The 25587-nt window shown below is 65.2% G+C and carries 25 protein-coding genes; 9 read left to right on the top strand and 16 right to left on the bottom strand.

Translation table 11 applies throughout. The features are described 5' to 3' along the window. Positions 1 to 42 precede the first annotated feature (42 nt). Complete coding sequence (gene ald, locus J3454_RS12495) at positions 43 to 1131, top strand: alanine dehydrogenase (RefSeq protein WP_349514104.1); 1089 nt, start codon at positions 43 to 45, stop codon at positions 1129 to 1131. Between the two features lie 6 nt (positions 1132 to 1137). Here the strand turns inward: ald and J3454_RS12490 are convergent, their stop codons facing one another. The 10 genes from J3454_RS12490 to tsaD form a co-directional block, all read right to left on the bottom strand. Then, the gene (locus J3454_RS12490; RefSeq protein WP_349514103.1) at positions 1138 to 2148 is read right to left on the bottom strand and encodes a fumarylacetoacetate hydrolase family protein; all 1011 of its coding nucleotides are present in this window, start codon (positions 2146 to 2148) and stop codon (positions 1138 to 1140) included. Then, positions 2145 to 2795 carry a maleylacetoacetate isomerase gene (gene maiA, locus J3454_RS12485; RefSeq protein WP_349514102.1) on the bottom strand — a complete coding sequence of 217 codons (651 nt, stop codon included), beginning with the start codon at positions 2793 to 2795 and terminating at the stop codon, positions 2145 to 2147. Before maiA ends, J3454_RS12490 begins: the two co-directional genes overlap by 4 nt. 193 nt (positions 2796 to 2988) lie before the next feature. After that, entirely contained in the window at positions 2989 to 4164 is a 1176-nt protein-coding gene (locus J3454_RS12480) for an acyl-CoA dehydrogenase (protein WP_349514584.1), read from the bottom strand. Positions 4165 to 4306: 142 nt separating this feature from the next. Next, complete coding sequence (locus J3454_RS12475) at positions 4307 to 4663, bottom strand: response regulator (protein WP_349514101.1); 357 nt, start codon at positions 4661 to 4663, stop codon at positions 4307 to 4309. A 75-nt stretch (positions 4664 to 4738) separates the two neighbouring features. Beyond that, positions 4739 to 5383, bottom strand: a complete 645-nt coding sequence (locus J3454_RS12470; RefSeq protein WP_349514100.1) for a helix-hairpin-helix domain-containing protein — start codon at positions 5381 to 5383, stop codon at positions 4739 to 4741. A 96-nt stretch (positions 5384 to 5479) separates the two neighbouring features. Further along, positions 5480 to 6247, bottom strand: coding sequence for a YfbK domain-containing protein (locus J3454_RS12465; RefSeq protein ID WP_349514099.1), 768 nt, complete (start codon positions 6245 to 6247; stop codon positions 5480 to 5482). After that, positions 6189 to 7154 (bottom strand): vWA domain-containing protein, encoded by a 966-nt coding sequence (locus tag J3454_RS12460; protein WP_349514098.1) that lies wholly within the window; start codon positions 7152 to 7154, stop codon positions 6189 to 6191. Before J3454_RS12460 ends, J3454_RS12465 begins: the two co-directional genes overlap by 59 nt. A gap of 71 nt (positions 7155 to 7225) precedes the next feature. After that, a complete protein-coding gene (locus J3454_RS12455; RefSeq protein ID WP_502878594.1) occupies positions 7226 to 8773 on the bottom strand; it encodes a lipopolysaccharide biosynthesis protein in 1548 nt (515 codons plus the stop codon). Beyond that, a complete protein-coding gene (locus tag J3454_RS12450) occupies positions 8770 to 9801 on the bottom strand; it encodes an NAD(P)H-dependent glycerol-3-phosphate dehydrogenase (protein WP_349514097.1) in 1032 nt (343 codons plus the stop codon). The genes J3454_RS12455 and J3454_RS12450 overlap by 4 nt, the downstream gene beginning before the upstream one ends. Next, a complete protein-coding gene (gene tsaD, locus J3454_RS12445) occupies positions 9798 to 10895 on the bottom strand; it encodes a tRNA (adenosine(37)-N6)-threonylcarbamoyltransferase complex transferase subunit TsaD (protein WP_349514096.1) in 1098 nt (365 codons plus the stop codon). Before tsaD ends, J3454_RS12450 begins: the two co-directional genes overlap by 4 nt. 44 nt (positions 10896 to 10939) lie before the next feature. On the opposite strand from tsaD, the gene hemC reads away from it, so the two are divergent. The 3 genes from hemC to J3454_RS12430 are packed head-to-tail and all read left to right on the top strand — an operon-like array spanning position 10940 to position 13573. After that, the gene (hemC, locus tag J3454_RS12440) at positions 10940 to 11881 is read left to right on the top strand and encodes a hydroxymethylbilane synthase (protein WP_349514095.1); all 942 of its coding nucleotides are present in this window, start codon (positions 10940 to 10942) and stop codon (positions 11879 to 11881) included. Then, a complete protein-coding gene (locus J3454_RS12435; protein ID WP_349514094.1) occupies positions 11878 to 12594 on the top strand; it encodes a uroporphyrinogen-III synthase in 717 nt (238 codons plus the stop codon). Before hemC ends, J3454_RS12435 begins: the two co-directional genes overlap by 4 nt. A gap of 49 nt (positions 12595 to 12643) precedes the next feature. Then, positions 12644 to 13573 (top strand): hypothetical protein, encoded by a 930-nt coding sequence (locus J3454_RS12430; protein WP_349514093.1) that lies wholly within the window; start codon positions 12644 to 12646, stop codon positions 13571 to 13573. 18 nt (positions 13574 to 13591) lie between these two features. Here the strand turns inward: J3454_RS12430 and J3454_RS12425 are convergent, their stop codons facing one another. Then, on the bottom strand, positions 13592 to 14758 hold the full coding sequence (locus tag J3454_RS12425; protein ID WP_502878610.1) for an FAD-dependent monooxygenase: 1167 nt from the start codon (positions 14756 to 14758) through the stop codon (positions 13592 to 13594). Positions 14759 to 14918: 160 nt separating this feature from the next. Between J3454_RS12425 and J3454_RS12420 the strand changes: the two genes are divergently transcribed. Beyond that, complete coding sequence (locus J3454_RS12420) at positions 14919 to 16979, top strand: protein-disulfide reductase DsbD family protein (protein WP_502878609.1); 2061 nt, start codon at positions 14919 to 14921, stop codon at positions 16977 to 16979. Here the strand turns inward: J3454_RS12420 and J3454_RS12415 are convergent. The 5 genes from J3454_RS12415 to uvrB all read right to left on the bottom strand — a co-directional run bounded on the left by J3454_RS12415 (position 16897) and on the right by uvrB (position 21975). Continuing rightward, positions 16897 to 17457, bottom strand: a complete 561-nt coding sequence (locus tag J3454_RS12415) for a hypothetical protein (protein ID WP_349514090.1) — start codon at positions 17455 to 17457, stop codon at positions 16897 to 16899. The two genes, J3454_RS12420 and J3454_RS12415, sit on opposite strands and share 83 nt — an antisense overlap. A 20-nt stretch (positions 17458 to 17477) precedes the next feature. Continuing rightward, a complete protein-coding gene (locus tag J3454_RS12410) occupies positions 17478 to 18989 on the bottom strand; it encodes a S10 family peptidase (protein WP_349514089.1) in 1512 nt (503 codons plus the stop codon). Between the two features lie 49 nt (positions 18990 to 19038). Then, positions 19039 to 19359 carry a HigA family addiction module antitoxin gene (locus tag J3454_RS12405; protein WP_349514088.1) on the bottom strand — a complete coding sequence of 107 codons (321 nt, stop codon included), beginning with the start codon at positions 19357 to 19359 and terminating at the stop codon, positions 19039 to 19041. Beyond that, positions 19334 to 19510 (bottom strand): type II toxin-antitoxin system RelE/ParE family toxin, encoded by a 177-nt coding sequence (locus J3454_RS16210; protein ID WP_502878608.1) that lies wholly within the window; start codon positions 19508 to 19510, stop codon positions 19334 to 19336. Before J3454_RS16210 ends, J3454_RS12405 begins: the two co-directional genes overlap by 26 nt. A 269-nt stretch (positions 19511 to 19779) precedes the next feature. Continuing rightward, complete coding sequence (gene uvrB, locus J3454_RS12395) at positions 19780 to 21975, bottom strand: excinuclease ABC subunit UvrB (protein WP_349514087.1); 2196 nt, start codon at positions 21973 to 21975, stop codon at positions 19780 to 19782. Between the two features lie 115 nt (positions 21976 to 22090). Between uvrB and J3454_RS12390 the strand changes: the two genes are divergently transcribed. From J3454_RS12390 to J3454_RS12375, 4 genes are all read left to right on the top strand, one after another. Then, positions 22091 to 22558: a DUF3617 domain-containing protein gene (locus tag J3454_RS12390; RefSeq protein WP_349514086.1), complete on the top strand. Its 468-nt coding sequence runs from the start codon at positions 22091 to 22093 to the stop codon at positions 22556 to 22558. 67 nt (positions 22559 to 22625) lie between these two features. After that, complete coding sequence (locus J3454_RS12385; protein ID WP_349514085.1) at positions 22626 to 23159, top strand: DUF3617 domain-containing protein; 534 nt, start codon at positions 22626 to 22628, stop codon at positions 23157 to 23159. Positions 23160 to 23231: 72 nt separating this feature from the next. Further along, positions 23232 to 24053, top strand: a complete 822-nt coding sequence (locus J3454_RS12380; RefSeq protein ID WP_349514582.1) for an esterase/lipase family protein — start codon at positions 23232 to 23234, stop codon at positions 24051 to 24053. Positions 24054 to 24149: 96 nt separating this feature from the next. Next, complete coding sequence (locus J3454_RS12375) at positions 24150 to 25580, top strand: circularly permuted type 2 ATP-grasp protein (protein ID WP_349514084.1); 1431 nt, start codon at positions 24150 to 24152, stop codon at positions 25578 to 25580. Positions 25581 to 25587: the final 7 nt, after the last annotated feature.

The raw sequence follows: 25587 nt of genomic DNA, 5'->3' as shown, positions 1-25587 counted from the left end.
CCTACTCTAGCCGCGATTCCGCTGCATCGCGAGGAGAGAATCATGCTGGTCGGCGTTCCCAAGGAAATTAAACCAAGCGAGTTTCGCGTCGGCCTCACCCCCGAAGCGGTGCGCGAATACATCGCTGCCGGACACCGCGTGATCGTCCAGGCCGGCGCAGGGCTGGGGATCGACAAGGAAGACGACACGTACCGCAAGGCCGGTGCCGACGTGGTCGACAGCGCCGCAGAGGTGTTCGCCCGCGCCGAAATGGTGGTGAAGGTCAAGGAACCGCAGCCCGGCGAATGGGTGCAGCTTCGCGAAGGCCAGATTCTGTTCACCTATCTCCACCTTGCGCCCGATCCCGACCAGGCGCGCGGGCTGATGAGTGCAGGTGTTTCGGCGATCGCCTATGAAACTGTCACCGGGCCGGGCGGCGGCTTGCCCCTGCTCGCCCCCATGAGCGAGGTTGCCGGGCGCCTTTCGATCGAGGCGGGTGCGCATGCGCTGCGGGCGAACAATGGCGGGCGCGGCACCTTGATGGGCGGGGTTCCCGGCGTGCTCCCGGCGCGGGTCGTGGTGCTCGGCGGCGGCGTGGTCGGCACGCAGGCTGCGCGCATGGCTGTGGGGCTGGGCGCGACGGTGGAGATCTTCGACCGCTCGCTCCCGCGCTTGCGGCAGTTGGACGAGATGTTCCAGGGCCGCGCGATCACCCGCTATTCGACCGCGGGCACGATCGAACAGGCGGTGAGCGAGGCCGACGTGGTCATCGGCGCGGTGCTGATCCCGGGCGCCAGCGCGCCGCACCTTGTGACCCGCGCGATGCTTGGTGACATGAAGAACCGCGCGGTGCTGGTCGATGTTGCGATCGATCAGGGCGGGTGCTTCGAAACCTCACATGCCACCACGCACGAGAACCCGACTTACGAGGTGGACGGCATCATCCACTACTGCGTCGCCAACATGCCCGGTGCGGTGCCGCTGACGAGTTCATACGCGCTCAACAACGCAACCCTGCCGTTCGGTTTGGCGTTGGCAAACAAGGGGTTAAAGGCGTGCGAGGACGATCCCCACCTTGCCCCCGGCCTGAACGTGCATCAGGGCCGGATCGTCAACGCAGCGGTGGCGGAGAGCCTCGGTTTCGAGAGCTAAACCTTCTCAGACCGCCACCACCTGCTGCTCGATTGCGCCGAAGATCGAGTGGTTGTCTGCATCGCGCATCTCGATCCGCACCGTGTCGCCCGGCTGCATGAACGGCGTCTTGGGCTGGCCATCGCGGATCGTCTCGATCATGCGGATTTCCGCGATGCAGGAATAGCCCGCGCCGCCGTCAGCCACAGGCGTTCCCGCGCCGCCGTCCGCGCCCTTGTTCGATACCGTGCCGGTGCCGATCACCGTGCCCGCGCCCAGGTTGCGGGTCTTGGCAGCGTGGGCGACCAGCTGCGCAAGGTTGAAGGTCGCATCCTGCCCTGCATTCGCTCTGCCGAACGGCGCGCCGTTATAGTCCACCATCAGCGGCAGGTGGATCAGGCTGTCCGCCCATGCTTCGCCCAATTCGTCGGGCGTGACCGCAACCGGTGAAAACGCGCTGGCGGGCTTGGACTGGAAGAAGCCGAAGCCCTTTTCCAGTTCCGCCGGAATCAGCCCTCGCAAGGATACGTCGTTCACCAGCATTATGAGCTTGATGTGTCCCGCTGCGTTTTCTGCACTGACGCCCATCGGCACATCGTCGGTGATGCAGGCAATTTCGCCCTCCATGTCGCAGCCCCATGCCGCATCGCCCAGCGGTATGTCTGCGCGCGGCGGCAGGAAAGCGTCAGATCCGCCCTGATACATCAGCGGATCGGAGTAGAAGCTGTCCGGCACCTTGCTCCCGCGCGCTTGGCGCACCAGTTCGACATGATTGATATAGGCGCTCCCATCGGCCCACTGGTACGCGCGCGGCAGGGGCGAATGGGCCTGACGTTCGTGAAAGCGCTCGCACGGCACGGTCTCATGCTCGACATCGCGGGCGAGCAGTTCGAGCTCGGGCGCGACCCGCTCCCAATTGTCGAGCGCGGCTTGCAAGGTCGGCGCGATGTAACCGGCGGCGCAGCAGCGGGTGAGGTCTTTCGACACCACCACCAGCATCCCGTCACGCGTGCCATTGTCGAGGGTTGCGAGCTTCATTGTGGGTTCCTCTCGGGCGAATCGTGTTGGTTATCGGGATGGGCGTCCGCGAAGGCGGGCAGGGCTAGGCACGCGGCCTCGATCCGGGTCAGGTGCGGACTGGCCGACAGGTCGTAATCGAACCGCCGCGCATTGTAGAGCTGCGGGATCAGCACCACCTCGAACAGGCCGGGCGCATCGCCGTGAACGAAGTCGCCGGTTCCAAGCTGTGCCAGCCGCGCCTCCACCGGCACCAGCGTGCGCGCCAGCCAATGGCGGTACCACGTGTCGATCTCGTCCTGCGAGTGGCCCAGCGGGTCCTTCAGGTATTTCAGCACCGGCAGGTTGTTGACCGCGTGAATCTCGGTCGCGACGGCGTAGGCGAGTTCGCGCATGGTATAGCGCGCTTCGATGTCGCCCGGCAGCAGCGGGGCATCGGGATAAGCCTCGTCCAGCCATTCCAGCAGCGCCATCGACTGTGCGCGGTCGCGCCCGTCCGCCTCCAGCATCGGCAGCGATCCGAACGGGTTGCGCTGCGTGAAGGCCGCGTCCTTGTTCTGAGCCGTGACGAGGTTCACCGGCACGTTCTCGAACGCCAGCCCCTTGAGATTCAGTGCAATCCGCAGACGGTACGAGGTCGAGGAGCGGAAGTAGCCATAGAGCTTCATGTGCGAAATCCCGCGATCCGGGGTGCTTGCAGACGCTTGTAGGAGACACATGAGACACTGTTCAGGAACAGAAAACCGCGCCCCTCGATCAGCGGTCCAAAATCGTTCTTGCTGCTCCTCGCTGCCCGCGTTTCCATCCGGCCACCATGCCGCGATGCGCAGGTGTAGGACAGAGCCTTCCCCAAGGTCCCCATCAGAACGCTGCAATCCCCGTGATCGCACGGCCCAGGATCAGCGCGTGGACATCATGCGTGCCTTCGTAGGTGTTGACCGTTTCGAGGTTCACCGCGTGACGGATGACCTGATATTCCTCGGAAATGCCGTTGCCGCCGTGCATGTCGCGTGCGGCCCGCGCGATATCGAGCGCCTTGCCGACATTGTTGCGCTTCACGATCGAAATCATGTCGGGCGCGAACCGCCCTTCGTCGATCAAGCGGCCCACGCGCAAGGACGCCTGCAGGCCCAGGGCGATGTCGCTCATCATGTCGGCGAGCTTTTTCTGGAACAGCTGCGTGCCTGCCAGGGGTCGTCCGAACTGGTGCCGGTCGAGGCCGTATTGCCGCGCGGCGGCAAGGCAGAATTCCGCTGCGCCCATCGCGCCCCACGAAATCCCGTAACGCGCGCGGTTGAGGCAGCCGAACGGGCCTTTCAGCCCTTCGACATTGGGCAGCAGCGCGGACGCAGGCACCCGCACTTCATCCATCACGATCATCCCGGTGGTCGAGGCGCGCAAGGATATCTTGCCCTTGATCTTGGGCGCGGACAGCCCGGTCATGCCTTTTTCCAGCACAAAACCGCGGATCGCACCGCCGTGTTCCTCGGACTTGGCCCAGATCACGAACACATCGGCGAAGGGCGAATTGGAAATCCAGGTCTTGCTGCCCGAGATGACGTAATCATTGCCGTCCTTGCGGGCGAAGGTCTTCATCCCCGCAGGATCGCTGCCCGCATCGGGTTCAGTGAGGCCGAAACACCCGATCAACTCGCCAGCGGCCAGACCGGGCAGGTATTTGCGGCGCTGTTCGTCAGAACCATAGGCGTAGATCGGATGCATCACGAGGCTGGACTGCACGCTCGCCATCGAGCGGTATCCGGAATCCACCCGCTCGATTTCGCGCGCGATCAGGCCGTAGGCGACATAGCCCGCGCCCGCGCCGCCGAATTCTTCGGGGATGGTCGCACCCAGCAGCCCGGCCTTGCCCATCAGCGGGAACAGTTCGGGCGCGTCCACCTCTTCGCGGAAGGCATCGATCACGCGCGGCTGCAATTCGCTTTGCGCAAAGCCGTGCGCGGCGTCGCGGATCATCCGCTCTTCCTCGGTCAGCTGGCTTTCGATGTCGAACGGGTCTTCCCAGTTGAACGGGACGATGCCGCTTTTCGGCGCTGCGGGCGTGGTGCCATGCACGATGATTGCTCCTGCTTTTTCTTTGCCCAGCTTTTGCAGGCTTGGCGGGGCGGGGCAAGGGGTAGCGCGGCGAAGCGTGGTGGTGAGCGGCGCGCTGGCGGCCCTTTCAGCAGGTCGCCAGCGCGCGCCCGACCATATCCAGCAGTGCGGCTGGCGGGCAGGGCTTCGCCACCGCGACCGCGCGTGGAAAACGGGCGGCGATTGCATCGCGATCGGCCCGTTCGGAATGGAGGATCACCGGCACATCATCGTCGATCAGTTTCTGCGCCAGTTCGTAGGTCAGCCCATCGACCAGTTCGATATCGAGGATCGCCAGATCGGGCTTTTCCTTCTGACAGGCGAGCATCGCCGAGGATATCCCGGCATGCGGCCCTTCGACCTCATAACCCGCTTCCTCGAAGGTATCGCACAGGTCGAAGGCCGTTATGAATTCGTCTTCCGCCACCAAAATCCGCAAGGGCATGGGTCCTCTCCCCGTGTCCACGACTCCCCCTACGGCGGAGAGTAACACGATTTGGAGGCAAACCTTGCGCGTTTCTTATCCGTTCCGACCGAACCTTTCGGAGAAGCCCGTTTCGTCGCCCGCTGCCAGTAACCGGGCCTGCGCAACCCATTGATCGCGGGCGATGCGCCCGGAAAAACGCCCCAGCTGCGCGTCCATGCGCTCAATATCGGCAGCCGACCATTCGGCGATCTGGCCAAAGCTGGAAACGCCAAGATCGCCTAGAAGCGCCGCCAGTTTGGGGCCGACTCCCTTGATTCGAGTCAGATCGTCGCTGCCACCGGTCGCGGCAGGGGGCGTCGGCGGGGTCATTGGCGCGGGCACCGGGCGCGTTGCAGGAGGCGCGGCAGGTGCGGCAGCTTCGGCAGATGCGGCGGTGGCCGGGGCCACTTGCGGCCCAGCCTCGGCATCGGTTCCCAGCGGCGCGGCGGCGATCGTCTGGGTGTTGGCGGCGGCGGACAGCGGCCCCTGCGACACCTCCGGCGCACGCGGCGCGTCGATCAGCGCCTGATTGCGCCTGGCCCGCTCGGCCCCGTCATCGAGCACGTCGGTCTTGGTGGTGGCGTTCTGATCGACCACCCGCGATTTGCGGTTCGTGCGCATGACCAGCCAGACGACCAGCACCAGCAGCACAAGGCCGATGACGATCAGGGGCAGGGCAGCGGTGATATCTGGCGACATGCGGGAAAAAGCTCCGTTCAGGATTCGGTTGCCCGCGCCCTTAGCAGCCCTGCCGGGTCAAGCCCAACCCCTTAACGCGGCAATACAGCCTGGGCCTCAGCCGCCCTTCATGCTCCCCGCCAGCGCGTTGAGCCGCAGGAATTCCTGCCGCCAGAAATTGTCCTTGCCCGATCTGTTCTGATCGCCGGCCAGCCCGCCGATCTGATCGAAGCTGTAGCCCATCATCATCTCGTCGCCCCGCAGCACCTGCCCGAAGGCGGCGACCGCAGCGGCGAAGGCGAAATCACCCCTCGGCAGCGCGGCAGACTTGAACGCTCCCGAAGCGAGCGCCTGCTCGATCAGTTTCGAGGTTTTCCCGTTGGGCAGCTTGTAGCGCAGCTTGACGTTGGCGGCTTCGGCCAGACGTGCGGTGGCGGCGGCATCGGGCTTGTCTTCATACTTGCGCGGCGCGATCCAGCCCTTGCCGCCCACCGGCACCACTTCGTAGATCGCCGTCACCTGATGGCCTGCGCCGATATCGCCTGCGTCGACCAGATCATTGTCGAAATCCTCTTCGTGCAAGGCACGGTTCTCATAGCCGACCAGACGGTACTGGCCGATCACCGCAGGGTTGAATTCCACCTGGATCTTCACATCCTTGGCGATGGTGAACAGCGTGCTCGACATCTCCTCGCCCAGCACCTTCTTCGCTTCCAGCGCGCTGTCGATGTAGAAATAATTGCCGTTCCCGTGATTGGCGATCTGCTCCATCATCGCTTCGTTGTAATTGCCTTGACCGAAGCCGAGCGTGGTCAGCGTGATGCCGCTATCGCGCTTGTTTTCGATCAGTTCGATCAGGGCCTTGGTGTTCGAAACGCACGACATTGAAATCGCCGTCGGTGGCAAGGATCACGCGGTTGACCCCGCCCTTGATGAAATTGTCTTCGGCGATGCGGTAGGCGAGTTCGATGCCTGCGCCCCCTGCGGTCGATCCGCCAGCAGACAGGCTCTCCAGCGCGCGGCGGATCTTGCCGGTGTCGCTGGTGGGTTCCAGCACCATGCCAGCCGCGCCCGCATAGACCACGATCGCAACCTTGTCCTTCGCCGACAATTCGCCCGCCAGTCCGGCGAGCGCGGTCTTGACCAGCGGCAGCTTGTCGGCAGCGTTCATCGATCCCGAGACATCCATCAGGAATACGAGGTTGGCGGGCGGGCGTTCGGCGGTGTCGATATCGTAACCGCGCAGGCCGATGCGCATCAGGTAGGTGCCGTCGTTCCACGGCGTCTTCGCGACATCGGTCGTCACGGTGAAAGGCTGGCTGCGGTCTTTCGGGCGCGCGTAGTCGTAGCGGAAATAGTTGATCATTTCCTCGGTGCGCACCGCATCCTGCGGGGGCATCATGCCTTGCGTCAAGAACCGGCGGGTGTTGGCATAGGCGCCGGTATCGACATCGACGCTGAAGGTGGAGACCGGTTCGGCACTGGTCAGCTTGACGGGGGAGACTTCCTTGCCGTCATATTGCTCGCGGCCCGGATCGGTCGCGACCATGACGGGCGGAGCGAAATAGGCCCGTGAAGCCATGACAGCATCGCTACGGCGCCTCGCGGTGACGGCAAGAACTTCCTGAGACGCGGGCGCGATTGAGGGCGGCGGGGGCGGCGGCGGCGGGGGCGGAGCGCCCACCACTGACGGAAGCGCCGGAGCCTTGGCGAGGTTTTCGGGCGCTTCCTTCGCGCAGCCTGCAACCACAGCGCACAGCGCCGCCATTCCGATCAGACGAGTCCCACGCATCACCTTGTTCTCCCCGCTTGTTTCAGCGACGGGGAAAATCGATTCGCGGCCGTGAATAGCGACTGAACGCCCTAAACGGCGGACGAATCGCTGACCGGTGCGGGCACCACATTCTTGCGGAACAGCACCTTGTCCTCCTCGCCGAAGCCGCGCCGCCAGATCACCAGCGCATAGGTGCCGAGCACCGCCGGAATGCCGAACAGCAGCTCGATCCATTCGGGCAGCAGAGTGAAGACATAGCCCACCACCACCGCTGCGGCGGCGGCATGAACCAGTGGCCAGCGCCAGTTGGAAACGGGCGCTGCCAGCAAGTGTTTGAGCAGCAGCGCCTTGACCAGGCTGGATACCGCCAGCGCGATCATCAACGCGCCCGCCGCCCCCGCCGCTTCGTATCCCGCGCCAAGCCCCGCATTGCGCGCGGCGAGGATCAGCGCCACTGTCAGGCCCGCCTGTAGCGCGATCACCCCGACCGAAATCGCCAGATTGCGCTTCCTCGCAATGTATACCAGCACGCTTTCCGAGACGACCGCCATGGAGGCGACCACTTCGGCTGCCAGCAGCAAGGCGAGGGCCGCAGTGCCCGCGACATAATCCGGCCCCCACAGACCCATTACCGCTTCGCCCGGCAGACCCAGCACCAGCGCGATGCCCAGTTGCACCGCGATGATCCAGAACCCCACCTGCCGCACCTGCGCGGCAATGGCACCCATGTTGCCGATCCGCAGGTTCTTGGTGATGACCGGTGACAGGATCGGTTCGAAACTGGTCTTCAGCTTCTGCGGCAGCGATGCGATCTGCTGCGCGGCGTAATAGATGCCGACCGCCTGCGGGGGCGCGAACAGGCCGAGGATGAAAATATCCAGCAGCCGCGTGCCGCGCTCGATCGCGTCGGCTCCGACCAGCGGGAACGCGCGGGTGGACATCGCCAGCATCGCACGGGGCGCAGGCCTCCAGTTGCGCGGCAGACCGAAGGTGCGCAGGAACGGCCAAAGCGCGGTCAGCAACCCGGCATAGATCGAGGCGATGAAGGCCAGCGCCAGCCCTGCATCGCGCGTTTCGGGGATGAAGAAGAACACCCCAGCTGCAATCGAGATCGTCCACGGTTCGACAATCGCCCGCGCCCGGACGGTGGTGGCGATGTCGAACCGGTAGGCCTGCGCGGCAAGCAAGATCTCGGTGACGGCGAAGGCGGGAATGGTGGCCACCAGCCACATGTCGAGCGGCGAGTTCATGCCGTTGGGGAACATCGGTTCCGGGAACAGCAGCAGCAGCCCGGCGGCGACCAGCGAATAGGCCAGCGCCAGCAGGATCCCGTCGTAGACGAGGTTCACTTCCTTGCTGCGATCCTCGCCTGCGCCTTCGGACAGGCGCTGCGCCAGACCGCGTTTCTCGCCCAGCGAACAGATCAGCGCGATGATCTCGATCAGCACCATTGCCGATGCGAAGCGGCCCAGCGACTCGGCCCCATACAGGCGGGTCGCGATAACCAGGAACGGAATGCGCGCCACCAGCCGGATGACGAAACCCATGGTGTTGGTGCGCCCGCCCTTTGCCAGCGTGGCGAGATCGTCGCCCCCCTTTTCAGGCGCGGCGGCAGGCTGGGCGGGAGGCTGGCTCACGCCTCGTGTTCCTTGTCGGAGGCTTCCCGTTCGGCCTTGAGCGGGCGGGCGAGCAGTCCGGCAACGATTGCGCGCGCGCTTTCACCGCCAAGGATGGCATTGACCGCAGCGACAATCGGCATCGGCGTTCCGCGCTTATCGGCCAGTTCGGCGAGCACCGGCGCGGTGTGCGCGCCTTCGGCCACGGTGCGGCGGTCGGCCATCAGCTTGGCAGCCGAGGCACCCGCTCCAAGTTCCTTGCCAAGCGAGAAATTGCGGCTGGAGGTGGAGGAACAGGTCAGCACCAGATCGCCGAGACCGCACAATCCGCTGAGCGTTTCGGCACGTGCGCCCAGCGATTCGCCAAACCGCAGCATCTCGGCATATCCGCGCGCGATCAATGCGGCGCGAGCGTTCTGGCCGAGCGCGAGCCCTTCCACCACGCCGCAGGCAATGGCGAGCACGTTCTTGACCGCGCCGCCGATCTCCGCGCCAACCACATCATCGGAATAATACGGGCGGAAGGCGGGCCGGGCGATGGCGGGGGAGATCCGGTCCCATTGGTCATTGCCGCCCCCGCAGGCGAGGGTTACGGCGGTCGGCAGCCCGGCGGCGACCTCATGCGCGAAGGTCGGGCCGGATAATACCGCGATGGCGCTGCCGGGCGCGGCGTCTCGCGCAACGTCGTTCATCAGCCGTCCGGTGCCTGCCTCGATCCCCTTGGAGCACAGCACCAGATCGCGTGGGCTGCGCGGCAGACCGGCCAGCACCTTGCCCAGCACCTGCGCGGGCGTGACCGCCAGCACGGTGTCGATCCCGGCGAATTCGGCAAGGTCGCCGGTCGCCCGGATGGTGGGGGCGAGGGCGGCGGTCGGCAGATAGAGCGGATTGCGATGATCGGCGTTGATCGCGGCGACCACTTCCGGCTCGTAAGCCCATAGCAGCACGTCGCGCCCGTCGCTGGAGAGCATCTGCGCCAGCGCCGTGCCCCATGCGCCAGCGCCGATAACCCCCAATGTCTTTGGGCCGATGGTTGGCTGTGCTGTCATGCCTTCACTCCGGCTCCGCGCACCGTATCGGCGCTGGCATCGAGCGGCCAGCGCGGGCGAGCGACGAAGTCGAGCGGGTCTCCGGCGAAGTCGCCGTCCCGCGTCCAACCTTCACTCGCCAGCCGCTCGCACCCGGCCCATGCGATCATCGCGGCATTATCGGTGCACAGCGCCAGCGGCGGCGCAGTGAAGCGCATGGCGTTCTTCCCGGCGAAGGCTTCAAGCGCGGCGCGCACGGTCTGATTCGCCGCGACCCCGCCTGCCACCACCAGCGCCGGGAAGGGGCCAGCGCGGGTCAGCGCGAATTGCAGCCGATCGATCAGGCATTCGACGGCGGCCTGCTGAAAACTTGCGGCGATATCGGCAGGCTTGTGCGCGCCGCTTTCCACCGCGCGCATTACCGCGCTTTTGAGGCCGGCGAAGGAGAAATGCGGCTCGGGTGAACCCTTTAACGGGCGCGGCAAAGGCACCGCCCTGGGATTGCCCTGCAAAGCCAGCCGCTCCACCGCAGGCCCGCCGGGATAGCCGAGGCCAAGCAGCTTGGCGGTCTTGTCGAACGCCTCTCCCAGCGCATCATCAATGGTGGTGGCAAGGCGGCGATATTGTCCCACGCCCTCGACGGCGAGGATCTGGCAGTGCCCTCCCGATACCAGCAGCAGCAGATAGGGAAAGCCGAGGCCCGCATCCGCCAGCCGGGGCGAAAGCGCGTGACCTTCCAGATGGTTGACCGCCAGCAGCGGTTTGCCCGCTGCCATCGCCAACGCCTTTGCACTGACAAGGCCGACCATTACCCCGCCGATCAGCCCCGGTCCGGCGGTGGCGGCGATGGCATCCACCTCGTCGAGGCTCAGCCCCGCCTCCGCCATGACGTGTGCGATCATCGGCGCGACCCGTTCGGCGTGCGCCCGCGCCGCGATTTCGGGCACCACGCCGCCATAGGGCGCGTGTTCCGCTTCCTGACTGGCGATGGCCTGCGCAATGATCGCGCCGTCGCCGCGCACCAGTGCCACAGCGGTTTCATCGCAGCTCGATTCTATGCCCAGAACTAGCGGGCGCGCGATAGCTGCATCAGAGGTGTGCGTTGCCGATCCCATCCGACTTCCATCTAGTCGCTATGAAAGCTAGGGCAAGCTTAGCTATGACCGACGTACCCGCAGCATCCCCGAGATTACGCCTCGGCACCCGCAATTCCCCCCTCGCGATGGCGCAGGCGGTCGAAACACGTGCTCGCCTGTGCGCGGCCCACAGTTGGGACGAGGACGCGATTGCACTCGTCCCTGTGCTGGCGAGCGGGGACAAGGTGCTCGACCGGCCGCTGTCCGAAATCGGCGGCAAGGCGCTGTGGACCAAGGAACTCGATCAATGGCTCGGCGAAGGTCGGATCGATCTGTCGGTGCATTCGGCCAAGGATGTCGAAACGATTCGTCCGCGCGAATTCCATTTTGCCGCGTTCCTGCCGCGCGCCGACCGGCGCGATAGTCTGGTCGGGGCGGCCAGCATCGCGGATATCCCGCAAGGCGCGGTTGTCGGCACCAGCGCCCCGCGCCGCGCCGCGCAGCTGCTCAACCTGCGGCCCGATTGCCGGGTCGTGACCTTCCGCGGCAATGTCGCCACCCGGCTCGGCAAGCTGCAGGCGGGGGAGGCGGATGTGACGTTCCTTGCCGCTGCCGGGCTGGAACGGCTGGGGCAGAGCGAAGTCGGGCAGCCGCTCGATCAGGTCGACTGGATTCCCGCCGCCGCGCAAGGCGTGATCGCGATCGAATGCCGCGCCGATGATGCGGCCACCACCGCGCTGCTTGCGGCAATCGACCACGCCCCCACCCGCGCCGAGCTGGAGGCCGAGCGCGCGCTGCTGGCCGAACTGGGCGGGACCTGCCATTCGCCGGTTGCGGTGCTGTGCGAATTGGCGGGCGGCGAACTCGCGATGCGTGCCGCGCTGTTCAGCCCTGATGGGGCCGAGCGGATCGAAGGCAGCGCGCGCTTTGCCGTGGGCGATCATGCCCCCGTCCGCGCGCTGGCGGCCGATCTGCTGGCGCGTGCCACGGCCGGCATCGCTCAGCATTTCCGAACGGCGGGATGAGCGCAAACCTGCTCGCATTGCGGCCCGAGCCGGGGCTGACCGCCACGCTGGAAAAGGCGCGCGCGCTGGGGCTTGCGATCACCGGGCACGCCTTGTCCGTAATCCGGCCTGTGTCCTGGAATTGTCCCGATCCTGCCCTGTTCGATGCCCTGCTGATCGGCAGCGCCAATGTGTTCGCGCATGGCGGGCCGCAGCTGGCACGGCTGGCAGACAAACCGGTCTTCGCCGTGGGCGAGGCAACCGCCAGCGCCGCACGCACGGCCGGGTTCGTGGTCGAAATGGTCGGCAGCGGGGGATTGCAAGGGGTGCTCGATGCTATTCCCGGCCCGCGCCACCTGCTGCGGATTGCCGGGGAGGAACACGTTCCGCTGACCCCGGCTTCGGGCGTCACCTTCGACACTGTGATCGCCTATCGCAATTGTCCGCTGCCGCTCGATCCCTCCGCGCAACTGCTGGGATCGGGAGAGGCTCTGGTGCTGCTGCATTCGGCGGCGACCGCGCGGCATTTCGCGGCCGAGTGCGACCGGCTGGCATTGGATCGTGGGCGGATTGCGTTGGCCGCGCTCGGCCCCCGGATCGCGGATGCGGCAGGACGGGGCTGGGCCGCCGTCCACATCGCGCCCCGGCCCGATGAGCCTGCGTTCCTCGCATTGGTATTTGACTTGTGCCAAAAGTGGCGCTCCATGCCCGTTCCTCCTGCCGGAAAGCCGTAATCGCGGCGCCGGCGCGGCGGGGATACGCAAGGTCGCAGAACGGATCATAATGGAACCGAAATATACAAGCCGCCGCAAACCGTCCTCGGGTCGGGGATTGATGCTGGCCGTGCTGACCGCCTTCATCGCGGGCGGCGCGCTGGTGGGCTGGGTGGTGTGGTACAATCTCCAGCCCGAACGCGCCGCGCCGATCGGCGCCGATGCGGTGATCGTGGCCGAAGCGGGCGAAACACCCCAGGCGTCAACGGGCCTGCCGCAAACGCCTTCGCCAACGCCGCTTGCCGACGCGATCAAGGCCGACAATGCGGAGGAGGCGGTCGAGGCCGTGACTCGCGTGGCTGAACAACAGGGCGGGTTGGACCAGCGGCTGGCCGCCGCCGAACAGCGGCTCGCCCGGCTCGATCTGCAGGCGCAGGCGGCGGCGGGCAATGCCGCGCGCGCGGAAAGTCTCCTGATTGCCTTTGCCACCCGACGCGCGGTCGAACGCGGGGCGGAACTGGGCTATCTGGCCGATCAGCTGCGGCTGCGGTTCGGCGACCAATGGCCCAACGCGGTCAGCACCATCGTCGAATTCTCGCGCAGTCCGGTGCGGCTCGACGGGCTTGTGGCCCGGCTCGAAGGGCTGGGTCCGCAGCTGCGCGAAAGCAATCAGGGGCCATCGTGGGAGACATTCCAGCGCGAACTCGGCCAGCTGTTCGTGTTTCGCCGCGAAAGCACGCCTTCGCCGCAGCCGGAGCGCCGGTTGGAGCGTGCGCGCTGGGCACTGGAACAGGGCCGCTATCAGAATGCGATCGACGAGGTGAAGGGGATGCCGGGCGCCGACAAGGCCGCCGCATGGATCGCGGATGCCGAGCGGTATCGCACGGCGATGGAAGCGCTGGAAGTGATCGAAACCGCCGCCGTGCTCGATCAACGCGGATTGCGTGACGGGGCAGGCAATCCGGTGCGGCAGTTGAGCCCACTGGTTCTGGGTCAGTAACTCGGGAAAGCGGGTTACCTAACCCCGCAGAATTGCCGGTAGATCGCCCGAAACGCCGCGTGCTTCGTCCATGAAGAAATCCTTCAGCATCGGGGTGCGCTGCACCGCCGCCATGCCGAGGCGGCGCACGGCGGATGCGGTCTTGCCCGGCACGCCGAACAACCGCGTCAGCCCGTCGGTCGCCAGCGCCACCATGAAGCTGTCGAGCCCGCGCCACGTTTCATAACGCTTGAGCAGCTCGGGATCGCCCGGGTCGAGACCGAGCCGTGCGCCATCGGCCAGCACCTCCACCAGTGCGCCGACATCGCGCAGGCCGAGGTTCAACCCCTGTCCGGCGATCGGGTGGATGCCGTGCGCCGAATCCCCGACCAGTGCGAGGCGTTCGGCGGTGATCTTCGCGGTGTGGTGAAATCCCAGCGGCCATGACGACCGTGCGCCGACCGTCTGCACCTTGCCCAGCACCCCGCCCATCCGCTTTTCGACTTCGGCGAGGAATGCGCGGTCGCCCAGCTTCATCACGCCTGCACCATCTGCTTCCGAAACGGTCCACACCAGCGAGGACCGGTGCGTGCCATCGGCATCGTCATTCAGCGGCAGCAGCGCGAATGGCCCCGCGGGGTAGAAGATTTCCCAGGCGACATTGCCGTGCGGCTTTTCATGCGTCAGCCCGGCGATGATCGCGCGGTGCTTGTAATCCCATTTCGCCAGCGTGATTCCGGCAGAATCGCGGGTGGGCGACTGGCGGCCTTCAGCGGCGACCATCAGCCGACCCTTCAGCTTGCGGCTATCGGCCAGCACGGCGGCAACGCCATATTCGCTGCGCTGGCGTTCGATCACGTGTGCCATGGAGGTCCAGTGGATCAGCGGTTCCTTGGCCGCCGCTTCGAACAGCGCGAGGCGAAGGCGGCGATTGGGGAACATCCGTCCCAGCGTGCCGCCAGCCGCGCCGGGCTGGAAATCGAGCCTGCCAGGCTTGTTCTGATCGGTCACCGCGATGCTGGCGATGTCGCAGGCAAATTGTTCGAGGCCGGCGGCGATTCCGATATTTTCGAACAGGTGCCAACTGGCGGTGGAGATCGCGGTGGCGCGGTCGTCGAAACCTTCGGCGGTCAGTTCCGCCGGATCGGCGCGGTCGATCACGTGGCTCGACAAGCCTTTTTTCGCCGCCGCCAGCGCCAGCGTCATCCCCACCAGCCCCCCGCCGAGGATCACCAGGTCGCGCGTTTCAGTGTCAGGCTTGGTCACGGTTTCGCTCCGATTGCGAAGATTGCTGGCTGAGCCTAGAGGGCTATTCGTGTCCCGCGCAAGAACCTTCCCGCTCCCGATCCGTCAATTGCTTGCATGGATGCTTGCGCTCATCGCAAGCGTGATGCTGGCGGCGGCGGGTCATGCGCAGGAAGTGCCGGTCGAGGCGCGATATGGCGACGAGAACATCGCCGTGCAGCTGTTCGCCGATGGTGCGCCGAACGCGGGCGAGGAATGGATGCTCGCGCTGCGCTTCACGCCCAGGTCCGAGGAATGGCACGGCTATTGGTCGAACCCCGGCGATGCGGGGCAGGGGATGCGGCTGACGCTCGATCTGCCCGCTGGCTGGGCAATGGGCGAGCCCCTCTATCCGGTGCCACAGCGGCTGACGATCAGCGGGCTGATGAACCACATTTATGAGGGCACTTACACGGTGCTGGTGCCGGTGAAGGTCGGGCCGGATGCCGATTTGATGGATGTCGGGCCGATCACCGGCCATGTCGAATATCTCGCCTGCACCGACAAGATCTGCGTGCCGCAGGATGCCGTGCTGGCATCACGCCAGAACGGCGACTTTGCGCGCTGGCGGGCGGAGGTCGCGCCGCCACTTTCTGCCAGGGCAAACTTCGATATCGGCAGCCGGGTTCTGCGCCTTGCGATCCCTCTGCCCGCCAGCGTGGCGCTCGATAATCCGCACATCTTCATCGCCAACGAAAATCTGGTCGATTACGCCGCGCCGCAAACCTTCCGCCGCGTCGGCGATGTGCTGACGGTCGATATCCCGCTCGCCGAATACCGCGCCGACACGCCGAGCGCGGTGGAGGGCATCATTGCATTCGGTGAAGGAACGGGGGTGGAGTTCGGCGCGATCCCCGGCGATGTCCCCACGGGCGGCGAGATAGTTGCCGGGCCGGTCGGTATGGCAACCCCGCCGCTATGGACGCTGATCCTCGGCGCGCTGGCTGGCGGATTGCTGCTCAACATCATGCCCTGCGTGTTCCCGATCCTGAGCCTCAAGGCGCTCAGCCTCGCCCGCGCTGGGGAAAGCGAGGCCAAGGCCCGGGCCGAGGGGCTGGCCTACACCGCGGGCGTGGTGCTGGCCTGCGTCGGGCTTGGCGCGCTGCTGCTGGCGCTGCGGGCGGCGGGCGAGCAGGTCGGCTGGGCGTTTCAGTTGCAGGAGCCGGGCGTGGTCGTCGCACTGCTGGTGCTGGCGGCAGCGATCACCGCCAACTTCGCCGGACTGTTCGAACTGCCTTCGCTCAGCGTCACCAGCGGCGGCAAGCCTGCGGGCGCCTTCGCCACCGGGCTGCTCGCCGCTTTCGTGGCCACGCCCTGCACCGGGCCGTTCATGGCGGCGGCATTGGGCGCGGCGCTGTTGCTGCCGGTGCCGCAGGCGCTGTTGCTGTTCGCATTGTTGGGGCTGGGACTGGCTCTGCCGTTCCTGCTGCTCGGCTTCATCCCCGCGCTGCGGCGGATGCTGCCGCGGCCGGGTCCGTGGATGGAGCGGTTCCGGCGGATCATGGCGATCCCGATGGGCCTGACCGCGCTCGCGTTGATCTGGCTCACCGCGCAACTGGGCGGGCGGGCGTTCGGCGGGATCGCGCTGCTGCTGGTCATCGGCGTGCTGATTGCGCTGTGGATCGTCGGACGCCTGCGACAGGCGGGCAAGCTGGCGTGGCCCGCCTTCGGCCTCGTCGCCGCGCCGTTCCTCGCCTTCGCCGCGATTGCTCTGCCGTCGGTTTACGAAGCCAAAGGGGCAGAGGCGCGGGAGAGCATCCACAATCCGCAAGCCTTCAGCGCCGAAGCTCTCGCCGCAGCGCGCGCCAGCGGCCAGCCGGTGTTCCTGTGGTTCACCGCCGATTGGTGCGTGACCTGCAAGGTCAACGAAAGCGTCGCGATCGAGCGCGAGGCGGTGCGCGATGCGTTCGAAGAAGCGGGCGTGGTGACCATGGTAGGCGACTGGACGGTGCGCGACGAAGCGATCACGCAGTTTCTGACGCAGCAGGGGGCGGCAGGTGTGCCGCTGTATCTGTGGTACGCGCCGGGAGCTTCAGCGCCGGAGCAACTGCCGCAGGTGCTTACGCCTGACCTTCTGGTGGCTCAGGCGGATCAATCGCTCGGCAGGCCTCGACCAACTGGGCCGGCAGCGGGCTCGGATTAAGCCGGACCAGCCCCGCGCCGGGAACGGTCGCGGTTGCTTCCCGCTGCCCGATCAGCGCATTCCAGCCTTGCGCATCGGCGGGCACTTCGCCCTGCCACATCAGCCGCCCGCCCTGATCGGTCGAATCGACCGGGAACCGCCCGATATAGCCATTCCCGATCAGCGCCAGCAGCGCGCCAGCGCCCTTGTCTGCCGGGGATTGGCGTGAAATCCTGAGGCGCGCATCGGGTGTACCGGGTTCGAGGCATTCCAGTGCGAGCAGCACCGGCTCACCCGGAATGCCATAGACCAATCGCATCGGTGTGGCGCCTTCCGGACCGCCGCTCGCCGCCCAGACCGCGCCGGTGGTGTCGGGCGAAGGAAGCGGGGTGGACGGAGCGGCGGGCAGGGGCAGGCTGTCTGCGCGCGCGGTGGCGGCATCGGTAGGGGGCGGCTTGCAGGCGTGCAGCGCCAGCGCTGCGACCAGGGCAGTTGCCAAAGAAATACGCTTACCGCGCATCACCGTGCCCGTATGAAGGCGCGGATGTCGCGGGAAAGCTTCGCGCGGTCCTCGTCGCGAATATACATCATGTGGCCCGCATCGTAATATTTCCACGTGATCCGGTCCTGCGGGATGCCGGTGCGCTTCAGCGAATATTCCGCACCGAAAAACGGCGTGGCGAAATCGTAATAGCCCTGCGCATTGAACAGCCGCAGCCCGCTGTTCTGGCGCATTGCCTGCCCAATCAAGGGCGCAATGTTCAGGTACGCGTTGCGCCCCCAGCCGCTGCCCAGCGACCAGTCCCATTGCCCGCCGACATTGCCGATCGCCTGGTATTGGCGGTCGGTGGTGTAGCCCAGTGTCTCACGCGCCCATTGGTTGATCGCGGCGGTGTAGCCTGCATCGATGCCGTAGAAGCTTGGGTCGGCATCGGGCGTTTCCCCGGCATTGTCGAAGTCGGTGCCGGTGTAGCGCGAATCCAGCCGCCCGACGGTCAGCCCTCGGTCGCGCAGCAATTCCTTGTAGAACCGCTGATCGGTCACGCGCAGGTCGGCCTGTTCGAGGTACTCTTCGGACAACCCGGTCAGGCGGGAAAGCTCCGCGCGAATGGCGGCGCGCTCCGCTTGCGGCAATTCCTGCCCTTTCAGCAGTGCGGTGGCATATGGTCCGATGGCGAACTGGCGCGCTTCTTCGGCAATGGCTTCGACCGACGCGGCCTGCGCCTTGCCGTGGAAATAGGCTGCCGTCGCCATGTTGGGCAGTGCGACGACATAGGCCATCTCGTTCCCCGGCGTCGGTTCACGCCCGGCGAAATCGAGGATGGTGGAGATCAGGATCAGCCCGTTGAGGCCGACATCGTTGTAGGTGCTGCCTTCCAGTTCATCCACCACCATCGCGGTGCGGCTGGTGCCGTAGCTTTCCCCGCCGAGATATTTGGGGGAGGACCAGCGGCCATTGTCATTGATCCAGCGCCGGATCACGTCAGCGACAGCGCGGCCGTCCTGTTTGAGGCCGTAATATTTCTTGGGGTCGGTGCCTTTGGTCAGATAGCTGAAGCCGGTGCCGGGCGGGTCGATGAAGACGAGGTCGGCGACGTCGAGCAGGCTTTCCGGGTTGTCGACCAGCGGATAGGGCGGCGCGCCATCGTCGCGCGCGTCGGACGGGATCGCCACCCGCTTCGGCCCGAAGGCGCCCATCTGCAGCCACACCGAGCCCGAGCCCGGCCCGCCATTGTAGATGAAGAACACCGGGCGCGATTGGTCAGCGGGAGTTTTGACATAGGAGGTGGTGACGATGACAGCTTCGGCCTTGCCCGCATCGTCCGACAGGATCGTATCGGCAATGGTCGCGCGGTAGGCCACGCGCTGCCCGCCGAACGTGCCGGTCAGGTCGCGGGTCTTGACCTGCGGGCTGGGCGCGGCAGACTTGGCCGCCTCGGCCTTGGCGTCAGGCGCATCCTGCGCGGCGGCGGGCGTGGCAAATGCGGCGAGGGTGAGCGCGGCAAGCGCTGCGGGGAATCGACGGTTCATGCGGGCAGGAAGTGGCAGTGTTGTGGGCGCGGTTCAAGTACGAGGTGCGTCAGGCGGCGCGGGGTTGGATGCGGTCCAACTCACCATTGAGCGCGCGTTTGGCTGTGCGGAGTTCGGCACTCGTCTGAAGCCGCAGGAAAAACCCTTCCGACATGCGGAAATACCGCGACAGGCGCAGGTCGAGTTCGCCGTCGATGCGGGTATCGCCGTCGATCAAGGCTTGCAGGCGCGCAGGCTCGACCGCGATGGCTTGAGCCAAGCCGGCGGTATCGAGCTTCAAAGGCTCCATGAATTCCGTGACCAGCAATTCGCCCGCGTGCGGGATGTGCAGCCAGTCCGAGGTGTCAGTGGTAGTCGACGATTTCGACATCGTAAGCGCTTCCGTTGTTCCAGCGGAAACATATACGCCATTTCATGTTAATTGAAATGGAATGCTGGCCGGCACGGTCGTCTTTGAGTTCATGCAAGCGGTTGCTGGGCGGCAGCTTGAGATCGTCGAGCGTTTCGGCGGCGTCAATCATAGCGAGCTTAATGATCGCACGCGCCTGAATGTCGGCGGGCAGCTTACGGCTTCGACGGCCCGACCACAGGCGTTTGGTCTCAATGCAGGAAAAAGACTCAATCATGGCTGCCTCTCAAAAGTGCAGCCAATCATTAATCAGGCAATTTTCTTTTGAGCAACAGCGGAGATTTAAAAAAATTGAGTTTTCTCTGTTGACAGGTCTCTAGCCCGCAAGAAGGCGTGCCGTATAGTTTAGTGATCCATGAGCAGTCTTGTGGAAAACTAACTTCAAGCCTTCCCGCCCATCCGCTTAGCCCGCACCTTCCCATAACGCGTCTTGCGCGTCCCCGGCTTGCCTTCGTTGCTGCGCCCCACAATCGGCGCGCGTTTTTCGCCGTCGGGTATCCCGAGTTCATCCGCTTCCAACCGCCGGATTTCGTCGCGGAGCCTTCCGGCTTCCTCGAACTCCAGATTGGCCGCCGCGTTGCGCATCCGCTTTTCGAGGTCTTCGATGTAACTGCGCAGGTTGTGGCCGACCATGTTGTTGCGCTCGTCGTCGCCGGTGCCCACCACCACGCTGTCTTGCGAGGCCGTGTGCGCGACGATGTCGTGGATATTGCGCTTGATGGTTTGCGGCGTGATGCCGTGTTCCTCGTTATACGCTTCCTGCTTGGAGCGGCGGCGGTCGGTTTCCGCCAGCGCGCGCTCCATGCTGCCGGTGATGCGGTCGGCGTAGAGGATCACCCGGCCATCGACATTGCGCGCGGCGCGGCCGATGGTCTGGATCAGCGAGGTTTCGCTGCGCAGAAAGCCTTCCTTGTCTGCATCGAGGATCGCCACCAACCCGCATTCGGGAATATCGAGCCCTTCGCGCAGCAGGTTGATGCCGATCAGCACGTCATAGACGCCGAGGCGAAGATCGCGGATCAGTTCGATGCGTTCGAGTGTCTCCACGTCCGAGTGCATGTAGCGGACCCGCACGCCTGCTTCATGCATGAACTCGGTCAGGTCTTCGGCCATCCGCTTGGTCAGCGTGGTCACCAGCGTGCGGAAACCCTTGGCCGCAGTGGCTTTGCATTCGACAATGCAATCCTGCACTTGATCTTCAACCGGACGGATCTCCACCGGCGGGTCGATCAACCCCGTGGGGCGGATCACCTGTTCGGCGAAGACGCCGCCGGTCTGCTCCATTTCCCAATGTCCTGGCGTGGCCGAGACCGCAAAGGTCTGCGGGCGCATCGCGTCCCATTCGTTGAAGCGCAGCGGGCGGTTGTCGATGCAGCTTGGCAGGCGGAAGCCATATTCGGCCAGCGTCAGCTTGCGGCGGTGATCGCCCTTCGCCATCGCGCCGATCTGCGGCACGGTCTGGTGGCTTTCATCAACGAACAGCAGCGCGTTTTCGGGCAGGTATTCGAACAAGGTCGGCGGCGGTTCGCCCGGCAGGCGGCCGGTAAGGAAGCGGCTGTAGTTCTCGATCCCCGCGCAGCTTCCGGTCGCCGCGATCATTTCGAGGTCGAAATGCGTGCGTTGTTCCAGCCGCTGGCGTTCGAGCAGTTTGCCTTCCGCCTCCAGTTCTTTCAGCCGTTCCTCCAGCTCGAATTTGATCGCCGCCGCCGCCTGCTTCATCGTCGGGCCCGGCGTCACGTAGTGCGAATTGGCATAGACCCGCACCTTCTCGAGGCTCGCGCCCTTGGTGCCGGTCAGCGGATCGAATTCGCTGATCGCCTCGATCTCGTCGCCGAAGAAGCTGACCCGCCAAGCCATGTCCTCATAGTGCGAGGGGAAGATTTCCAGGTTGTCGCCGCGCACCCGAAACGTGCCTCGGGTGAAGGCGGCATCGTTGCGCTTGTATTGCAGCGCGACCAGCTTGCGGATCAATTCGCGTTGGTCGACTGTTTCGCCCGCCTTGATGTCGAAGATCATCGCCGAATAGGTCTCGACCGAACCGATGCCGTAGAGGCACGAAACCGAGGCGACGATGATGACGTCATCGCGTTCCAGCAAGGACCGCGTGGCCGAATGGCGCATCCGGTCGATCGCCTCGTTCACGCTCGACTCTTTCTCGATGTAGGTGTCCGAGCGCGGGACGTAGGCTTCGGGCTGGTAGTAATCGTAGTAACTGACGAAATATTCGACTGCGTTTTCGGGGAAGAAGCTCTTGAATTCGCCGTATAACTGCGCGGCCAGGATCTTGTTGGGCGCAAGGATGAGGGCGGGGCGCTGCAGCGTCTCGATCACCTTGGCCATGGTGAAGGTCTTGCCGCTACCGGTGACGCCCAGCAGCACCTGCGTCTTCTCGTCCGCCAGCGCGCTTTGCGTCAGTTCGGCGATCGCGGTCGGCTGATCGCCGGCCGGTTCGTATTCCGACACCAGTTTGAACGGGATGCCGCCCATCGACTTGTCCGGGCGGGCGGGGCGGTGAGGGGTGAAGTCCGAGCTCGTATCGGGCTCGTCCAGCCCGCGTCGGATTACAAGTTCTGCCATGACCGCAGATATGAGAGCGATGGGGGCGGTTGTGAAGTGGGGCTTTGCCCCTTAGCCTGCAACAAGAAGGCCTCCGGTCGCGGCGACTCACATGGCTGAAGAGGAGATCTGGGCAATGAAGGTTTGGTTGAGCAGTGCGGTTGCGCTTCTGGGTGCGGGAGCGGTGATGGCCCAGACGTTGGACGAGGACATGAAGCCGCTGCCGGGACAGTATGAATCGCGCGTCGAGCTGATTTCCATGGATATACCGGGCGTGCCCGCCAACATGATGGGCATGATGAAAGGCGCGTTCGAACGTTCCGTCACGATCTGCCTTACGCCCGAAGAGGTCGAGGAAGGATACAAGGACGCGCTGCGCAAGTCGCAGGATGGCGAGTGCAAGTATAAAAGCTTCTCCGCGACCGGCGGCAAGATGAACGCAGAAATGGTCTGCGACACCGATAATGGGCCGATGACGCTGACGATGACCGGCACGGGCACGCCGACCACCTCGGATGTGACGATGATGATGAGGGGCAATATGGGGCCTGGCCCCGGATCGATGTCCATGCGGGTCAGGCAGAGGCGCATCGGCGACTGCTGAGCGTTGCGGCATCTGGCTTGTCCACGGGGGCCGACCTGTTTCCACGTTACTACCAAGGAGAGATTGAATGCGTTATCTCATGGCACCGGCTCTGGCAGCCTTGGCGCTTGCGGCTTGCGGGGGGGAATCTTCGGTCGATGCTGATGGTGACGGCGCTGTGAGCGCGGGCGAAGTCGCCAGCAAGGTCGAAGCCGAAGGTATCATGCCCGAACCCGGCCAGTACAAGGCCACCATCACCATGACCGGCATGGATATTCCCGGAATGCCTGCCGGAATGGAAGGCCACGGCGCGGGCGCATCTACCACCACCGAATACTGCCTGACCGAAGAAGAGGTGGCCCAAGGCTTCGAGGAAATGATGAAGCGCGGCCAGAACGGGGAATGCTCCTATGAAAGCTTCGATCTCACCGGCGGCGAGATGGATGCGGTGATGGTGTGCAAGACGCCTGATGGCGATGCGCGCATGACAATGAACGGCACTGCCACGCCCACCAGCACCGATTTCACCGCGACCATGGCGATGAACGTGCCGGAACTGGGCGAGGGCACCATGAGCTTCGCCGCGAAGCACGAACGCATCGGCGATTGTCCTGCAGAGTAAGCCGCCGCTGCGGGCGATGCCGAGTGTGACATTTCATGGAACATTCAGCTACAAACGTGTTACACCATGCATATGTCCCCGCTCCGTTTCGCCCCTGATTTGCCGCGCCTCCCCCGTCAGTTCGCTGCTGCCGGGCAAGGTGCGCGGGCGGCCCTTGAGCAGAGCGAGTTCGGCCGCCGGGTCGCGCTGGCACGCGAAGTCTGCCCCGAGGAACACGAGGCGGGAAAGCCGCGACTGGTGCGGATGCTGGCCGAAGCGGCGGTGCTGCTCGAACCCGTGCGTCGCCGCTATCGCAAGCTGGACATCGCCCTGAGCGCCAATCCGCAGACGGTGATGCTGCTGCCCGGTTTCGCCACCCATCCGGTGCGCATGCGCTATCTGGCGCAGCAACTCGAAATCGCAGGCCATCGCACCAAGCGCTGGGGGCTGGGCTTCAACTGGGGGCCGGACGAGGAGCGCTTCACACAGCTAGAGGCGCGGCTGGTCGATCTTCACGCGTGCCACGGCAAACCGGTGGTGCTGGTCGGCTGGAGCCTGGGCGGGCTGTTCGCCCGCGAACTGGCCAAGCGTCAGCCGCAGGCGGTCGCGAAGGTTATCACCATGGGTTCGCCCTTCTCGGGCTCTCCGCGCGCCAATAATGTCTGGCGCGCCTATCAGTTCATCACCGGCCATAGCGTCGATGCGCCGCCGATCGACGCCGATCTTGCGGCGAAGCCTCCGGTCGAGACAGTCGCCATGTGGAGCGCCAATGACGGCGCCATCGCCCCGCGTTGCGCCGCTGGCCGCGCGGGCGAGCGCGACCGCGCGCTGGCGGTGCGCTGCACGCATATGGGCTTCACCTACGAACCGCAGGTCATCATGACCTTGCTGAACGAACTCGAAGCGACCCGCTGAAGCGTTTCACCGGGCCGCTGCACGCTGCAAGCCCTTTCTTTTTGTAAAAGGCCCGTTAGGTTGCTGCATTGCACCTAAAGGATCGTGCGGGGGTTGATGATCGCGGACGACGGCAATTTTGACGAGATGTTCGATGGCAGCGGTCAGACCCGGCCGGCCTATGCGGACTATTGTCGCTGGTATGACGAACAGCCCGCCGAATTCCTGCGCCGCAAGAACCGCGAGGCCGACGACAGCTTCCGCCGCACCGGGATTACCTTCAACGTCTATGGCGAGGATTCGGCGGAAGAACGCCTGATCCCGTTCGACATGGTGCCACGCATCATCACCGCAGCCGAATGGCGGCGCCTGTCTCGCGGGATCGAACAGCGGGTGCGGGCGCTCAATTCGTTCCTCTACGACCTTTACCACCGCCAGGAAATCGTGCGCGCCGGACGCCTGCCCGAACGCCTGCTGCAATCCAACGACGCGTGGCTCGCCAACATGGTCGGCTTCACCCCGCCGGGCGGGATCTACACCCATATTGTCGGCATCGATCTGGTACGCACCGGGCCGGACGAATTCTTCGTGCTGGAAGATAACGCGCGCACGCCGTCGGGTGTCTCCTACATGCTGGAGAACCGCGAGACGATGATGGGGATGTTCCCCGATCTGTTCAGCCGCATCGCGGTGGAGAGCGTATCCAACTACCCGCGCCGCCTTGCCCGCAGCCTTGCCGCCTGTGTGCCGCCTGCTTTCGAAGGCGGCAAGCCGACGGTGGCGGTGCTTACCCCCGGCATCTACAATTCGGCCTATTTTGAACACGCCTTTCTGGCCGACCAGATGGGCGCTGAACTGGTCGAAGGCAGCGACCTGCGCGTGGTCGAGGGCCGCGTGCAGATGCGCACCACCCGCGGCTACAAGCCGATCGACGTGCTGTATCGCCGGGTCGACGACGAATATCTCGATCCACTGACCTTCAATCCCGACAGCATGCTGGGCGTCCCCGGCATCATGGATGTCTACCGATCGGGCGGGATCACCATCGCCAATGCGCCGGGTACCGGCGTGGCCGATGACAAGGCGATCTATTCGTTCATGCCCGACATCGTCGAATTCTACACCGGCGAAAAACCGCTGCTGCCCAATGTCCAGACGTGGCGCTGCGCAGACAAGGACAGTTTGGCCTATGTGCTCGACAACCTGGCCGAACTGGTGGTGAAAGAGGTGCACGGATCAGGCGGCTACGGCATGTTGATCGGACCGACATCGTCCAAGCGCGAGATCGCCGCGTTCCGCGAGAAACTGATCGGCAAGCCCGATAACTACATCGCCCAGCCCACGCTGGCGCTGTCGACCTGCCCAATCTACACCCGCGCCGGGCTTGCCCCGCGCCATCTCGATCTGCGCCCCTTCGTGCTGGTCTCGCCCGAGGGGATCGACATCACGCCCGGCGGGCTGACGCGGGTGGCGCTGAAAAAGGGATCGCTGGTGGTCAATTCCTCGCAGGGGGGCGGCACTAAGGATACCTGGGTGCTGAAGGACTAGGATGGGG

Origin of the sequence: Erythrobacter sp. NFXS35, assembly GCF_040148725.1 — a bacterium.
GTDB lineage: Bacteria > Pseudomonadota > Alphaproteobacteria > Sphingomonadales > Sphingomonadaceae > Erythrobacter.
Note: the sequence above shows the minus strand (reverse complement) of the source record. Positions and strands in the feature narration are given on the sequence as shown.